The following is a 16,918-nucleotide window of genomic DNA, read 5'->3' on the forward strand; positions in this document are numbered from 1 at the left end:
AATAAAAAACAGAAGTAAACCCGTTTAAAGTTACTTCTGTTTTATCTAACCGCTTTGCAAACGCTCCCATTTGTACTTTAATGTAACTAGGAACTCCTTACAAACAAGACGGTGGGAGGAATCACGTCAACCGCTGAGATTGTTTCCGCTTGAATTAACGAAATAATTCTACAAAAAAAGTACTTTTTTTTGTTTTTGAAATTTCTTTAATGTATCTAAAGATATTTTAAAATCTCCATTATTTTCCAATATTTTTTTTATATCATCTTTAAATTGAACTATTCTATATTCTTGACTTGAAACAGAAGGCGTTTTAGAAACACAATTTGGCTTACTATTAATAAGTATTCTTGACTTCAATTTTTTATCAATATATATTTCAATTCTATCTTCAAAACTTGGCATTAACCATGGGCAATCAGGATATGCAAATTCCCCATCGACCTCATAAATTTTATTTTTATTAAAAGAATTTATTATTAAAGAGTCCTCCCTATTGGAAAGATTAATTACGCTTGAATATTTTAACCCTGCGTAATTAACTTTTATTATTCTTTCATCAAAATCGACTGTAATAAACCTACTGTATCGGAAAATTATTTTATTATTATCTCTCTCAAACCTCTCCTTATTTGTACATGATAAACATACTAGTGCCAGTATAAATATTTTTATTATTTTATCCATAATGGTATTATTTTATTAAATTTTGTCCAGTTAAATTGAGCTGGGTAAGATCCTATATCACTCCTCCATGTGCTTGACATAAAACCATAACCATAAGCATTACAATAAGCTACGCTAAAAGAAGAAGTTGCTCTTTCTGAATATGTATTATAGCCACCAAATCCTGAACTCATATGCCACGCATGCATAAATTCATGTTTAAATAACATATTCCTAATATTTAAATCATATCCTTTTACGGAGGGAGACATAAATATATTTGAAGACATTTTATTAGCAATTCCGCCGGAATAGCTACGAACTGTAATACCCGCAGCAGTCGTAGACCCATCAGTTAATCCTCCATTAGCATCTAAATTCCATCCTGAAGGTAAATTCCCATTTCCACCTAAAGCAACCGATGTATTCAATTTCTTTTCAACTTGTTCTAAGCTTAATCCGTCTCTTGAACCAATATTGTTATTATAATCGGCTCTCATTTCTACATTACTTGTATACTCATCGCTACAAACTGTATTTGCAGGGACTTTTACAGCATCAATAGATTGCCCCTTTCCACTCCAAAAATTTCTTCCATCTAGTGCTGCATCTATACCCCCAGCAATTCCACCAATGACACCACCGGTAATTGCTCCCAATGCCCCATCTTTAATACCATTTTTAAAACAATCTCCAATATTCTTACCCTCTACTAAACCATTGCCGAAACCAGAAGTAAACCCTCCTGCTAAACCACCAGCCGCACCTACGACTGCACCTGAAGCAAAACCACTACCTACTGAACAAGCTGCTGCAGTCCCCAATGCTCCAGCAGAAAAAGAACCTCCAGCAAGTGCTGAACTAACTCCGCCAGCTCCCATGGCCGTCAAAGCCCCTGCTACAGCTCCAACTCCAAAATAAGCGAGTCCCGTGGTATTAAATTGGCAACCATGCGTGGCCCAATTCACAACTCCCCCGATTACGGCGCCAATAACAATATTCCAAAACTCTCCACTTGGATCCGTATATTTTAAAGGATTGTTTAAAACATACCCATAACGATTATAGTTTTGAGTATTAAACGGGTCTTGTACATTATTATCCGGCTGTAAAAATCTATGCAATTTAGGGTCGTAAATACGACCATTCATATTTATCAAGCCTACTGTTTGCAAATGTTCATGTCCCGTGTACCCCCTGTCCAAAATAGTAAGACCGTTTAGCGTATTACCCGCGCCATCCTGCACCAAAACATTTCCCCAGGCGTCAAAAAGGCGTTTTTCCAATACATATCCTGATGCATCGGTAATGGCAATAATACTGCCTTGATAATCGCGTTGTAAATATAAATAATTTTGGGTTGTTCCATCACTTTTTAAAACTAAAGGTGCACTATAAGCATCGCCCCCTATATAAGTTACAAACTCTATAGCCCCGGTCTGAATATTATGTTTTATTTCCATGCTGCCATCGGCAGAATAGTATTTGCGATAGGGTCGTAACAGTTTGTCATTATTTAAACTACCGTAGAACATTGTGCTACGATCGTTGCCATCGTTGTACGTAAAATTAATTTTATCTTTTCCAACCTCTTCTATTTGATAAGGACTTTTAAAGGCATTATAAGTTACGTTTTGCTCATGGTTTGTCTGATAATATGAAAGGACATTAGGTGTTAACGTCACCGATGTGTTTTGATAAACTGCAGAATTATTTGTATAATTATAGGTTCCAACTGCATTTTGAGTTATCCTTCCTCTATCATCATAGCTTTGCGTTTCTGTCACACCAGCCGTATTTTTAAAGCTAGTCAAACGATCTAAACTATCATAGGTAAAACTCTCGCTCCAATTAAATAAACTATTGGTGCGACTTGTTAAATTACCTCTCTGGGCATCAAATGCAGTATTGAATGTATAAATATTTCCCGGAGATGCGATCAACCTATCCTGTTTGGTTTGGGTAATAAAACCATACGAATCATAGGTATTGGCAAGGCCTATATTGCCGTTGGCCATCGTGGCTCCAGTAAGCTGCCCTCTAGCATTGACCGAATTGGTTTGCCACAATACCTGAGAAAAGGAAGGATCGATAATTTGCCAAGACTGTCCATTTTGATAGGTATGTTGTATTGTTTTACCACTAGATTTTCCAGCTGTACTAGCTGTTAAAGTTTCTGTATTCAATCTACCAAATCCATCATAAGTAAGCTGCTTGCTAAATGAAGCATAAGGCGTAGTTTCAGAAGTACTCGAAAGCCTTTTACTACTGTCATAAGTATAGCTGGTCGTTATAGTCGCACTATTTTCTAAAATATCGACAAAAGTACAGCCCGTGAGTAATTTAGTACCACCATCATAAGTGTAAGTGGTTGAACTATTGGTATTGGTTCCTACAATTGTTTTTTGGGTCGGCTTTCCTTGTCCATTTAAGGTGTAAGTTGTAGTGCCATTTGGTGTAGTTTCGGTCAAAGCTTCACCTAAATCATTATAAGTATAGGTGTAAATTCCAGCTGATGGGTCTATTAATTTGATTTTTCTACCCCAACCATCCTGCTCAATAGTTGTTGTCACCCCATCATAATTGGTCGATTTGAGATTACCATTGGCAAAATAAGTATAAGCAATCGTTCCTCCTGGACTATCTGTCATACTAACTACGTTGCCCATGGCATTTTTGGTAGAAGTCTTGGTTTTAACACCATCACTTGCTGTGACAGTCAATCCCGAATAGCTAATACTGGTTGTTTTACCGGTAAAAGCGATATTTTGTGTTATCCTGCCATAATCATCATATTGGGTTTCGTTCCATTGAGAGGGACTTCCTCCGGAAAACGGTTCACTTACTTTTACTTTTCTATCGTAAATATCATAAAGGTAAGAGATATAAGAAAAATTACCACTAATGTCTTTTACTCCTGATTGTGTTTTCCTACCTAAATCGTCAAATATTTCTTCTGTAGCGCTACCGTCATCTCCATTGGTACCAATGAGATAATCTCCTCCACTTCTGGTATAAGTCACTGCCATATTTTTACCTAAATAATCAGTAGCATTTATTTTTTTGAACCATGAATCATAAGTATAACTAGTCGTCAATCCATAAGGATTGGTCTCCGAAAGGAGTGTACCATTGTTCGCGTTATATGCAAATACTGTTGCCAGTCCTTCGATATCTGTGCTTTTGGTTAAAAACCTTCCTGAAGAATCGTACTCATAATTTGTCTCTCTAGGAGTCAATCCGGATGCCGTAATTGTTTTTTTGGTAATATTACCATAAGCATCATATACATTGTCTTCGGTAATGTAATTGGTATTATGTCCTTTCTTTTTAACTTGAGTCAGCAAATGATTTGTATATCTGTACAATTCTTCACTTGTCATAGTATCACCAGATCCTGTAATTGATGTATTTTTACTAATTGGACGCCCAATATAATAAGTTGAAGCAGTCGGTTGGTCGTCATAACTATAATTTGTTGTGGTAGTTTGAACCGTTGAACCTCCTTCCTTTACATTTAAAATGGTTTGTATAGGATTATTGTAACCATCATAATTATATACTATTTCTGAGTTAGTTCCATCTAATCCGTTGAATTCTTGCTTAGAGTTTGTTTTAATTTCATAAACCTTATTGGGCAGTAATACACTGCTATAGTTGAAAATTGATTTACTTATAAAAGAGCTTGGAGCTGATTGCTGCGCTAACGCTGCCCCCAATACTGTATAATTTTCAATCGGTACACCTCTAAGGCTGATATCATTTCTACTTACAGAAGAGAGCATATTTGTAGTAGTACCATCAAACCAATTAGTACTCAGTATTCCTCTAAAACCTAAAAAACCAAGACCTTCTACATTGGAAACTGCTCCATAATAGCTAAATAATTGTTTTTTATAACTTGTTGCACTTATTTTTTCTAGTTTACTTACCACCTGAAAAGTTGGCACTCCAGAAATATCCATATTGGGATAATTTTCAGTAAAATTGCTATTAGAATAAACTTGTCCAATTTCATCATAAGATTGTTCAATGAGCGGTTTATAGTAAATGTTTTCGACAACTCCATTCCCGTCAGTTATCGAATTTAACAATTGTTCCTTGTTAAAATCTTTATTAGACTTGAAATAAAATATTTTGTTACTATTAATAAAAGCCAATTCTAATTTTTGATTCCTCTGGTTGGGGTTCAAGAAAATAGGCATAGCGTTTGCATAAATTTCTGGTTTATCTTTTATGCTGGCACTATAATAATTCCCTCCTGAATTTGAAAAAACACCATTTCTATTAATGTAACAAGTAACATCTAAACTTCCAACATTATAACCTGCCCCTCTACTGGAAGCTGTATATAGTAAATCTGTTTTTCCATCATTATTATAATCTGTTGGAATTACACTGTAGTTGTAAATTGAAGTATTGGCTTGAAAATTAATTCCACTGTATGTTTGGCTTTCTTTTACAAGTACAGTACCTGTAGAAGAATATTTGTGCCATATGCTACTTCCAGTGCTATTAGGAATAATAAAATCAGATTTACCATCACCATTGTAATCTCCAAACAATGCTGGCTTGTCTGATGCAATATTAGAATCATAACTACTATTTTCATAGAGTAATTCAAATGTTTCGCTATCATTCATCGTATAAATTCTAACATAGCCAGGATTAAAAACATAAAGATCGGATTTACCGTCACCGTTAAAATCTGCTATTTCATACTTGGTCGAATTAGTTATATAGATGGCTCCTGCTGAATAGCTAAGCGGAGGAGCTGGTATTCTTTGATCTAGATTAATGAAATGTAAATTTCCACCGGGATAGGTTTGATAGGTTTCAGGATAATGACAATCATCTTGGTATGGATAATAAACCTCTTGGTCGATTGCTACTACATCGGTAATTCCGTCACCATTAAAATCTCCACTAAGAAATTTTTTAGCTATATCACCCTCATAGTGCATTTCAATGGGATCCACTGGCTCATCAGTTGGATCCCAACTATCACAATACATATAGTAGTTTAACTCGAATTTTGGAAAATTAATTATCTTTTGTGCTTGTTGTACTATACCATAGGATGTTAAAGCGTAAGTGGTAAATGTATTATAACCTGTAACTACTGTATACCCTTGTAAAGGCATTAATTTATTGGCATAATTAATATAATTTACCGGAAAAATTTCGTTGAAAAAACCAACATTATGCAACCAACCCATATTGGTCGAACTACCAGCTGTGATATTATTGAATATCCAATATTTATTCATAGTAGTTGGGTAAAGGATAAAGTCCATACTACCATCTCCATCAAAATCACCTGCAACGGTTCTAGCATTGGATTGAGTAATATTTCCAACACTTAAACTTGATGTTATTTCAGATCCATAAACAGTTTGAGGAGTTGTTTCATAGCCAAAATTTGTAGGATTATAACTTTTAGTATTATCTCCTGATTTTTCAGTTATTCCCACAAGCCTTTCATAACCCAAAGTCGTGGTTTCGTAATTTAATACATAATTTCGAAAAGACACACCATTACCAACAACTGTTATTTGATTTAATATCTTGTCCTGAATTATACTTTGCCCCCCTGTATAACTTTGTTCTGGTCGCAGCCTAGTTTGATAAATAAAATCTATACTATTTATAGGAGTATTAGCATCTTTACTCCCATATTTGACACTGCTAATTGTAGTGCAATTATTGGATTGATTATAATAATACGAGATTCTTACTCCCTGTGGATTTTCCCAATACGTAATATTCCAGTTGGTAATGGAACGAGAATCTGAGGAATTTCCATAATAAGCTTTTGAACCATCAGGATATTGTACTATAAAATAAGCCGGCCCATAATTTGCACCACTGGGATGAGTTCCATAAGAAGTAATTTTAATATTTGAAAAATTCTCTGTTTCATATTCGGTACCACTTCCTCCATAAGTCCCTCCTGTGCCATTTTTTATCATTAATCGCTGTCCATCAAATGCAAATCGATCTAGATCATCAAAATCTACACCATCAATTGTTCCATCATGATATTTAGTAGCTCCTATTCTTGTAATTGCAGAGATTCCTGCAATATTCCACCCCCAACCAGCTACGCCATTACCACTTTGACTATTATAAGCTAAATTAATTTGAGGTACTACGCCATTAATACCTGGAGGCACAGCAATTGGGATTGTATAGCTTGATCCTCCTGAGGGAGAAACGGACAATTGCCCTTTAGTTATCCCTACTTCACTAGAACCTCCTGTAGGTGTTGACATTAGAGATGCTGATGCACTAACTGCCTGCATGAAATTCAACGAAGAACTATTTGTTGGATTTTCAGAAACTTTAGTGATTGGCTGTACACCATCAACCAATTTTCCTTGGCTGATTTGGGCAATTGACATAAAAGAACAGCAAAAAAGCTGAAGTAAAAAGTAATATTTTTTCATATGCTATTGCTTTAATATTTTTATGTTTTTAGAAGAGTCAGAGTAGTTAAGCTGCACTATATATGTTCCAGTCGGGTAAGTATTGAAAGGAATGTTTTGAGATGAGTCCCCTTTCTTTTTTACGACATAGGTCTGAAGTAATTGTCCGGTAATCGAGTAAACCTGAATTGAATTAAGTATTGAAGTATTGGATTCCTTCCAAAAAAGAAATAATTCCTCTTTTACAGGATTTGGATAATACGAAAATTGATCCTCAGGTGAGAATTTCTCTAATTCATTTTCAGTAAGTGCTAAAATCTCTTTTTCTGTTTTCGCAGATTTAGCAGTTGGACAATTAACACAAAGTTTCCTTTGTGTTTGATTGCCGGCGGTATCATAGGTAAACGAAATTTTATCTTGCGCCTGACTATATAGGGACACAAGTAATAAAAAAAGTAAAGTTTTTTTCATATTTCATAGGTTAATATTTAATAATTTGATTGATTTTGGAGGTATTTACATATATAAGTCTTGACTTGAATTTATTTATCCAATTGTAAAATATCGTTTTAGATTAAGCAGAATGAGAACTGATGAATAGTAGGTATAAAAAAAACCTTCAACAAAAAAGGTTGTTTTTAAGTAAAATATTTTAAAAATGAAGCATTTTACTGTATTGGAAATAAGCAGCAAAATTGTTAGTAGCAGATTCAAAAATATATTTAGTGATTTCAATTCAAAACAATTTATAAGTGTATCTTTTACAAATATAAACTTGTGAGACTAAAAGCACAATACCCACTTTTAGTGATTTTGACTATAACCTGCTTTTTTTTATACGATATTGTAAGTCAGATTAATAAGTAACAACGTCTTTTAGATGTTGGTTTTCTAACTTAAAGTGATAATTTAATTATAGCACCCTTTATGCTATCATTCGACAAGCACTTTTTTCTGCATTCAATAATCGTTTACAATATTTGGAAAATTGATATTACAGAACAGTATACTTTCGATATAATCCACCTCGCGACATTTCAGAAGGTAGGACCTTGATATTTGATAGAAAAATAGAAAGTTAAATGCGTTAACTAACGATTCAACAGGATTCCCATTTGGCATACCTAAATATATGTAGTGTAATTCTATGAATTTGATGATTTTAGAACAGCTATAATTTTTTCGTTATTATATAATTATCTCAAAAAGGATGTTGTTTAATATTGACGATAAGATCTTCGAATCAATTAATCCTTTAAATATAGGTAGTGAGGAAAATTGAATAAATTTAAAAAATGAATTTCGAACCAAAAGAATCACCAAAACAAGGCATCTCATGAGGCTATTTAAAAAAGGTGGACGATGAGGGGTTCGAACCAAAATTTGTAAACTAATCGATTCTTTATTGCAACCGGAAATGACGTATGATTATTTGCCTAAGTAATTGAAGAAGAAAAAGAGAAAACACATACAAAAACGACTGTAAAAATTCTAAATAATTAAATCACATAATAATTTAATAAGAACGCCTTATTTGAAGATCTTCTTTTATTTAGTACACGCATAAACCAAATTTAGTTTTTTAAAAATGCACCACAATATTTGGAGATTTTTACAGATTTAAAAATCAATATTACCTAAATGCAGTGTGGTTAATAAGACAGTATGTATTTCAAGTAAAAAAATCCCATTCTGAATTAACGGAATGAGATTGAAAAAAAATATTATTTCAAATTAATTCTTAAAAAAAATCTCCTTTGCGATCCACTGTCCGCTAGTCAATTGAATCTTAACAGCTAACATTTGCTCACTTGAACTTAAACTATATATTGCAAATTCATTACTTTTTACACTGCGGGTTTCGTAAAGCTGCCTTCCTCTTAAGTCATATATTAGGACAGATTCTATAATCTCGTCAAAAGAGTTAATTTTTACCAAGCGATTTTTAACAGAGATAATAATTTCTTTGTTTTTATTCTCATCAATGGGTTTATCAATAGTTGAGCCTACAATGCTTACAGGAGGATTTGCTACCATCGGCGGATTAACCACGACAGGAGGATTTACTGCCACTGGTGGGCTGATTACCACAGGAGGATCAACTGTTACAGGTGGGGCTACAACTATTGGAGGATTTACCACGACCGGAGTGTTAGTAACTACTGCATTTTTATCTACATAAACCAACACAAAACGATTATCAAAAGTTCCTTTCGCTGTAGAAAATGAATACGCCCCATCCTTTAGATTATGAAGTGTCTTGGTTACATTATCTTCAATAAAAACGCTTTGATTGGTCAATTCCCCATCTGCTTTATCAATACTTATCTTAAAAGTTCCCTCTATTGTACTTCTGTACCCCAAAGGCACCTTGTCTGTTTTATCAAAAGGCAAAGCACGTCCTTGTATGGTAAGTTTCTTTTCTTTGTTAACACTATAAAAATCGACGTAGGTGTTTCCGTCATAACTGATACCATCATACAAATTATCTATATCATTGGTAGCTCCCGTGATATAACCAACCAACATTTGTTTGAAAGCACCATCTGAATTGCTTAAATTCAACCAAACTCTGTTCTTCTCAATCTTTCCTGTTCTTTTCTTGATTTCAGACAACTTGAAAAACTGACTATTAGACCCCGATGCAGAAATACGCATCGAATTATTAAAGTTAAAATTGCCAGAAGCACTACTCATCACAAAAAAGGACTGACCCGCAGCAATTTTTCCGGAAGGCTTATTAGAACTCATTTCTACTTCTCCTGAATCCCAAACACCATTATTATTGACATCTACAAAATTACCTGAAGAAATTCCTGTACCTCCTGTTAAAGTATAACTTGCATAATCACTGGAACTATAAACATAAAACGAGCCACTTTGAGCAATAGCTGTGTTGTGTGTCCAAAAATACAATGCTCCACCAATAAGGCTAGCATTTTCAGTAATAAACAAATCTGCATCGATTGCCGAAGGATAAGGATTTCCTATTAAATTATCCTTCCCATCTCCTTGTGTGGCAATTGTGATGGAACCGTTATTCGGAACCCCAATAAAATCAACTGGCTGGGCATATGTAGATCCAGTCCAATTATCATTTCCATTTAAATAGCTTGAATTTGGTTTTGGAACACGGATAATGTATCCTTTTCCAGCATCCATCGTACCGACACCATATGGATAAACTTGCCAACTACCATTTTCGTAACTAAAATATTTGTCCCACAACGTATTGGGTGACAAATCATATAATTTTTGCCCTACCACAGGAGAAGACCAATACGTGAAATCAAAATTCCTCATTGGAGCAGTGATGCGTTTATAAGTAATTGAGCCAGAATTCACCGCGGCATCATTGAATTGAATCAAACTGGCGTCATCTTCAAAAATTAAAGTTCCCCCGTTACTCACTCCATTGGTAATCGTCATTGTCTTTCCGCTGGGAATCGTCACTGTGTAACCAGCATTCACTTGACAGGAACAACCTTCTATATCTACATTTAAGTCATAATTCCCATTAAAAACAATAACATCGCCCGATGTAGGAGGCATTGTATCGTTGGTCTTAGACCATTTTGTCCCATCCCAAGTATTGGCATTTGCCGCTTGGATAGAAACAGTTTGCGCTGCTGAAACACAACCTGATCCATTTTGATACGTTACCGTATAATCTCCTCTTGATAATCCTGTAAATACTCCCGTTGAATTGCTTACAGCAGCAACTACAGGATTAGTACCGGTGATGATATACACAATTCCTGTAACGGGTACCGGTTTGGTAACTGTGATGGCTCCTGTTGGATTGGTACAATCTGGCCGTACTAATGCAATTGTTGGGGCGATTGGAGGAATAGTACTCAAAGCAATCCATTGAGAACTTGATGTAGTATTACATAAATTACTGGTATAGACAGAAACATTACCAGTTTGAGCACTACTACCGGTAGTAGCGGTTATCGTGGTAGTTCCTTGACCACTCACTATTGTCCATCCATTAGGAACAATCCAATTATAGTCACTAGCATCGGCTACGGCAGCAACACTAAATACAGCTGAAGTTGAGGCGCAATAGGTCGTTACTGTGCCAGCTGCTGCCCCATTTACTGAAATTCCGCCAGGATCAGATAATGGAGTAATTATCGCTACTGCTACTGTATTTGATATTTTAGCGGGCGTACATGTTCCGCTAACCACAACATCATAACTTCCACCATCTGGCTCAATTGGATTTATTAAAGTAAGTGTTGCTGTTCCTTGTCCACCAACAACAGTGCTATTTGATACCGCAACACCGTCTTTTCTCCACGAATAAGTCAATCCTGTTCCGGTTGCTGTAACCGACATAATTTGAGTACCACTTCCCGAACATGTCTCCGTTGGTACAGTTGGCTGAACCGTGATTGACGGAGCAGTATTTATTGCTACCGTTACCGCATTCGATGTTACAGTAGGAGCACATGTTCCAGCAATTACAACATCATAACTACCTGCGTTTGCTGCAAGTGGATTTGTAAAAGTAAGTGTGTTCGTCCCTTGCCCACCAATAACACTGCTATTTGATACTACAACACCGTCTTTTCTCCATGAATAAGTTAATCCCGCTCCGGTTGCAGTAACCGATATTGTTTGTGTATCTGCTCCTTCGCAAGTTGCGGCTGGAGTCGCAGGTTGTACCGTGATGGCCGGTGAAGCATTTACTACTACAGTTGCAACATTGTTTGTATCTATAGTGGTAAAACAAGGACCTGATTCTAATTTTGTTACGGTAATAATACTATTTCCTGCAGTTGTTAAACCTGTAGCTGTAAAAGTTCCTGTACCTGCCACAGATACCGTCATTGTTGCTGTAAGTCCTGTATGAGATGGTAAACTTGTGTTATAAGTTACAGTATAAGTCCCTACTGGTAGTCCGGTGGATGAAGTCAACGTTATAGTAGATGTCCCTATAAGAGCACAAGCGCTTGTTCCTGTTGCAGGCGAAGTAAGTGAATTATAATTTGGACATATATAACCAATAACTACCTTCCCTGCTGCCCCAGCACCTCCTGCATGATTCCCTCCCAAAACTGTAGTTACTCCGCCTCCTCCTCCACCTCCAAAGGTAGTACCATCATTGCCTGAACTATTAGCAAGAATATTGCTATCAATAGCACCACCACCTGCGCCGCCTCCAACACCAGCTCCTGAACCGCCAGCTCCTGAACTAATTAGCAAACCCGTAGCACCGCCAGAACCTGAATTACCATTAGAGCCCGTAGTTCCCAAATAAGTACCACCAGCACCTCCAACTGGTGTCCCCCCGGCACTATTTCCTTTTCCTCCTTTTCCCCCAAACGCTTTAACATCACTCGAAAATCCAGTCACAACAGAATCAAAACCATTACTACCATCAGCTCCTGAACTACCATTAACCGATCCTGCGACCGTTATGGTTAAAGATGCACCCAAAGACACTGTAAATGTACTTTCAGCATAAGCTCCACCACCACCTCCGGCACCACCTCTGGCTAGCCCAAGGCCAGCATTAGTCGAACCTCCTCCTGCTCCACCACCTCCCCATGCTTGTACTTTTACACTTAGACCCGCTGCAGCCGGAATAATAAAAGCCCCCGAAGCAGGTGTATAGGTGAACGTCTGTCCATTCACTTCCATTTGTAAAAAAACACAAAAAATAAGCAAGAGTAAATTTCTTCTCATAACCCACTTCTTTTAAATTTTATCAATCCAAAATTCAAGACTAACAGTCCCCTATTAAAAATCAATTTATTATGATTTCTAAGACTGCGACAATAGCTTTACCAAAAAACACCTTTATTCATAGACTGCTCAAAAAAAAACCTCATAAAAAGCTAGTCGTTCTTCAGTAAAACATAAACAAATAGGATTATACAAAAAACGATTAAATGCTGTTTTAATGAGATAAAATGCGTTATTATTTATAAAAAGTAATATTTGTATGATTCCAAATATAAAAAATTTACTTATAAATTAAAAAAAAGATAAAATGAATTTCATATGGATCTTTATCCTGCATATACACTAAGTTGTTGAAAAATAAAATATTAAGATTTTTTAAAACCGGAATAGCTTACAAGTAGATCAAAAAGTTTTGTTTGCAATACAACAATTATTGTCTGTACAGTATACTGGAAAAAAAGGTAACCCCTAATCCAATTTTAATTGAACAGTGTAAATTGATAACCAACACATTTATAAAATTCATTTTATTCGATAAAAATCAGCTAATTACAATTAGATTATAATTTCAATTTCCTTCGAATTTAAATGGAAACCTAAATTGGTCAACGGTACTGGAATTTACATTTAGTATTGGGCAACATTAAATTACCTGCGATTTACGGTCAATTATGCTTAATTCAACAGCTTAGTATTATTTATGATTAATTCAATCTTTATAATGATTAAAGTAATCTGACTCTTTTATGCTTCAATATTTCTAAAAAAGAGACTGATATCTGCGCATTCTGAAAAGTGGTTTTGCATTTTGGGCAGCCTGGGCCAAGTACTTTAATTGTTTTCATTTTTTTACTTAAATTTTGAAAACAGATAGTATTAGGGTACAATTTCTTTATTTATTAATTGTTCCGGATTCACAACTATAGCAACATTTGGTTCTAGATTCTGAGGTAGAACTCCGCTTAGTAAACGGATAGCCAAATTCCATTTGTCCCTATTGATGCAATATCTTACTGTAGGCGGCGTAATATTTCCTTGGATCAATTCTGCATCTTTCAATTCATTCAAATGCTGGGAAAGGGTTGATTTCGCAATAGGCAATTCATCAGCCATATTACCATGGTAACAACAAGTTTGATTATTGGGTAGTTGTAAAATGGCTATCCTCACCGGATGTGCTAAAGCATTAGCAAAACGGGCAGCTTGTTCTTGTTCTTCTGTGTAATGATTTGTTATTACAGCCGGCATTTTTCATAAAATTATCATGTTCGTAAAAACACGAATAACATAATAATTAATACCGTTTTGCACCAGTATATTTTAGCAAAAGGGACTAATTTTTATTCATTAAAAATTAGTCCCTTTCATGTTTTTAGAGGTGTAAAGCTTTTTTCAAATCCTCGAGAGTAAACTCGGCAGAGATAATTGCGCTTCTGTTTTCAAAATAACTTCGCCTCTTATTTTTATTTGGCGGTTTTCATACACTCTTCAATAAATTATTCAAAGGTATATTTTTATAAAGTTCCTGCAAATACAATCCCAATTCCTCCAATGGTATGGATTTGATTATAATCAATCATTGCATCTCCATAACCGTGAAAAAACTGAGCATAACCCGTTAAATTTCCATAAATTGGAAAAGCCCAGTCGAATTCAACACTACCGTGGTTTTCATCACCGGTTCGTAATGAATGCTGTGCTTTTAGGGTCAATAAATGTTTGTTCAATCTGTAATTAAAGGTAGCATCGGCTCTGCCCATATAGTTTTCGATATCGGGATTTTCATTGGTTTGAAAAGCAACCCAAGTTCTAACTATTAAACTCCAATCTTTGTCCTCAAAGCCAGCGTGCATAATGAAACGATTCCAACTGCGAGAAAATTGATTGCCTTCTCTTCCATTGGATTGGTGGTTAAAAGCAAACCCAAGCATTTTGGTTTTCAAACCCAAAAAATCAAACTTAACAGGATAGTTAAAAACAATTTCCGGTTCATAGTTGGTCTCTCTAAAAGGTCTTGAAAATTCGGCATTATATACTTGCCAATACGATTTTTGGGTATAAGCTATCCATAAATCACCTTTTCCAAAAATATTTTGTGCTATTTTGGCCTTGAAACTTAATTGTATTGTAGCTTCGACATTGTCCAATTGAATTGGTTTCTCAGTTGAAACTTCATCAGCTGGCACTACAAAGTCAACAGCACGTCTATGGCTCGAAAATCGAAAAGGCAAAACATAAACCGGCTTATAGGTAGTAATCAAAAAAGGTTCCTTTTTTGTTTCAGGTTCTAACTCCCATATTTGATTAAGAGTCTGATACGATTCTCTTTTTTTAAAAATAGACGATTGTCCTAGTAAAGAAGTACTCGCAAATAAAGAAAGTACTAAGATTTGCAATGTTTTTTTTAAATAATTTTCCATGATTTTTTCTAAAATACTATAAAAGTAAGCCTATCTCTTTCTTAATAATATCTCATTTGACATGCTTCGCAAACTTAAAATTCATGTCTTAAATACCCCAAGCTTTAAGCAAAGACTAAAATTCATCTGTAATCGAAACCTTAACTTGGTGTGTAAATTTACAATTTTTATCCAAACAAAATTATAGCCATTTCTTCCGAAATGGGCTATTTTTATGTCCTTTTACCATCATTTAGGAATCAATTCAATTTGCCTTTATCATATAAATTATTCCAAAAAAAATAATTTTCAAAATCAATCGTAACCAATAAATTGAATAAAAAATGTACCTACATGTTTATCGTCATTTCGCTTATCACAAGATTTGATGTGGCTGAAGCAATAATTCTTTCAGAATTAAACATATCGGCTTTTATATTGATTACAGATTTTCCTCTTTTTATGATATTTGTTTTTACAGTTACAGTTTCACCTTCTTTTACCACACTAAAAAATTCTACATTTAGATTAATCGTTGGGAAGAAATATTCTGTACCTAAAATCATAAAATTAACACCGATACAATCATCAAACATCCCACAAATGACCCCACCGTGGAGTGTTCCTGACGGATTAGTCATCTCTTTTCTTACCTCAAATTGAAATTCAACCGATTTTTCATCAACAGAAATCACCGTCCCGTTCAGCCATTTGGCAAATGGGGAGGGGCTACCCGAAAATGGTTTACCAATAAAACTCTGCAGTAATTGAAGTCTTTTATTTTCTATAATATTTGCATTTTTGATGGTTAGTCTCTAGTTTAAGAAACCATTTTTGAATTGAAAAGGAGTCATCCCAACCTCTTTTCTAAATAATCTGGAAAAATAAGTGGCGTTTTCGAATCCCAGAGAAATCGAAATTTCTGCAATGTTCATTTTGCCTTCCATCAATAAATTCTTGCCTTCTGAAATCAAGAAGAAATGAATGAGCTCCAAAGCTGTTTTTCCTGTTTCTTGTTTCAGCATATCACTAAGATAACGTGAAGAAATGTTGAGTTTTTCTGCCATATAGCTTACCGTTGGAAGACCAAAATCAATATTCTTTCCATCTTCAAAATAGGAAGAAAGTATTTCATTGAACTTTGTAAATGTAGCCCCAGATAATTCCTCGCGATTAATAAATTGCCTTTTGTAAAAGCGTTGTGCATATTTAAGCAAGGTACTAAGGTGACTGAGAATTATGGATTTGCTATAATCATCAATGTTGTTGTGGTATTCTTTTTCCATCGCATACACCAGATTCCAAACTGTTTCTTCCTCATTTGGAGAAAGGTGTAATGCTTCATTTACTTCGTATTCAAAATAAGCATATTTCTTGATTTCATTATGCATTGTTGTTCCTGATAAAAAATCCTCGTGAATGAGGATTACAAAACTATCTTCCTCTAAACGAATGTTTTTACATCCAGTAATCTGTCTCGGTTTAATGAATGACATTTTTCCCCGGTTATGATCGTATTTTGTTTTGCCGTATTGCATACTTCCCGATTCGACCTTTTTGAAAATAATGATATAAAAATCAGCCGTAAATTCGGATTCCTTGCCAACACCACAACAATCTTTATTGCCCCGAGCAATATAAAACAACGGATGTTCGGGAGCTTTAAGTCCGATAGCCTGATTGTAACTACTTATTTTATCGAAATGATTCATCTGTTTAATTTTAAAA

8 protein-coding genes are annotated in these 16,918 nt (G+C 35.0%); all 8 read right to left on the reverse strand.

The genetic code is table 11. From position 1 onward, the window contains the following. Window positions 1-168: 168 nt before the first annotated feature. Window positions 169-687 (reverse strand): hypothetical protein, encoded by a 519-nt coding sequence (locus OZP12_RS13375; RefSeq protein WP_281225524.1) that lies wholly within the window; start codon window positions 685-687, stop codon window positions 169-171. Continuing rightward, window positions 675-7,115: an FG-GAP-like repeat-containing protein gene (locus OZP12_RS13380; RefSeq protein ID WP_281225526.1), complete on the reverse strand. Its 6,441-nt coding sequence runs from the start codon at window positions 7,113-7,115 to the stop codon at window positions 675-677. The genes OZP12_RS13375 and OZP12_RS13380 overlap by 13 nt, the downstream gene beginning before the upstream one ends. A gap of 3 nt (window positions 7,116-7,118) precedes the next feature. Then, complete coding sequence (locus OZP12_RS13385) at window positions 7,119-7,565, reverse strand: T9SS type A sorting domain-containing protein (protein WP_281225527.1); 447 nt, start codon at window positions 7,563-7,565, stop codon at window positions 7,119-7,121. Window positions 7,566-8,828: 1,263 nt separating this feature from the next. After that, complete coding sequence (locus OZP12_RS13390) at window positions 8,829-12,791, reverse strand: DUF8693 domain-containing protein (RefSeq protein WP_281225528.1); 3,963 nt, start codon at window positions 12,789-12,791, stop codon at window positions 8,829-8,831. Between the two features lie 876 nt (window positions 12,792-13,667). Further along, on the reverse strand, window positions 13,668-14,039 hold the full coding sequence (locus tag OZP12_RS13395; RefSeq protein WP_281225529.1) for an ArsR/SmtB family transcription factor: 372 nt from the start codon (window positions 14,037-14,039) through the stop codon (window positions 13,668-13,670). 266 nt (window positions 14,040-14,305) lie between these two features. Further along, a complete protein-coding gene (locus tag OZP12_RS13400; RefSeq protein WP_281225530.1) occupies window positions 14,306-15,211 on the reverse strand; it encodes a phospholipase A in 906 nt (301 codons plus the stop codon). A gap of 329 nt (window positions 15,212-15,540) precedes the next feature. Then, window positions 15,541-15,996 (reverse strand): PaaI family thioesterase, encoded by a 456-nt coding sequence (locus OZP12_RS13405; RefSeq protein ID WP_349293580.1) that lies wholly within the window; start codon window positions 15,994-15,996, stop codon window positions 15,541-15,543. 9 nt (window positions 15,997-16,005) lie between these two features. Beyond that, window positions 16,006-16,902, reverse strand: a complete 897-nt coding sequence (locus OZP12_RS13410; protein ID WP_281225531.1) for a helix-turn-helix domain-containing protein — start codon at window positions 16,900-16,902, stop codon at window positions 16,006-16,008. Between the last annotated feature and the right edge of the window lie 16 nt (window positions 16,903-16,918).

Source organism: Flavobacterium aquiphilum (assembly GCF_027111335.1).
Classification (GTDB): Bacteria; Bacteroidota; Bacteroidia; order Flavobacteriales; family Flavobacteriaceae; genus Flavobacterium; species Flavobacterium aquiphilum.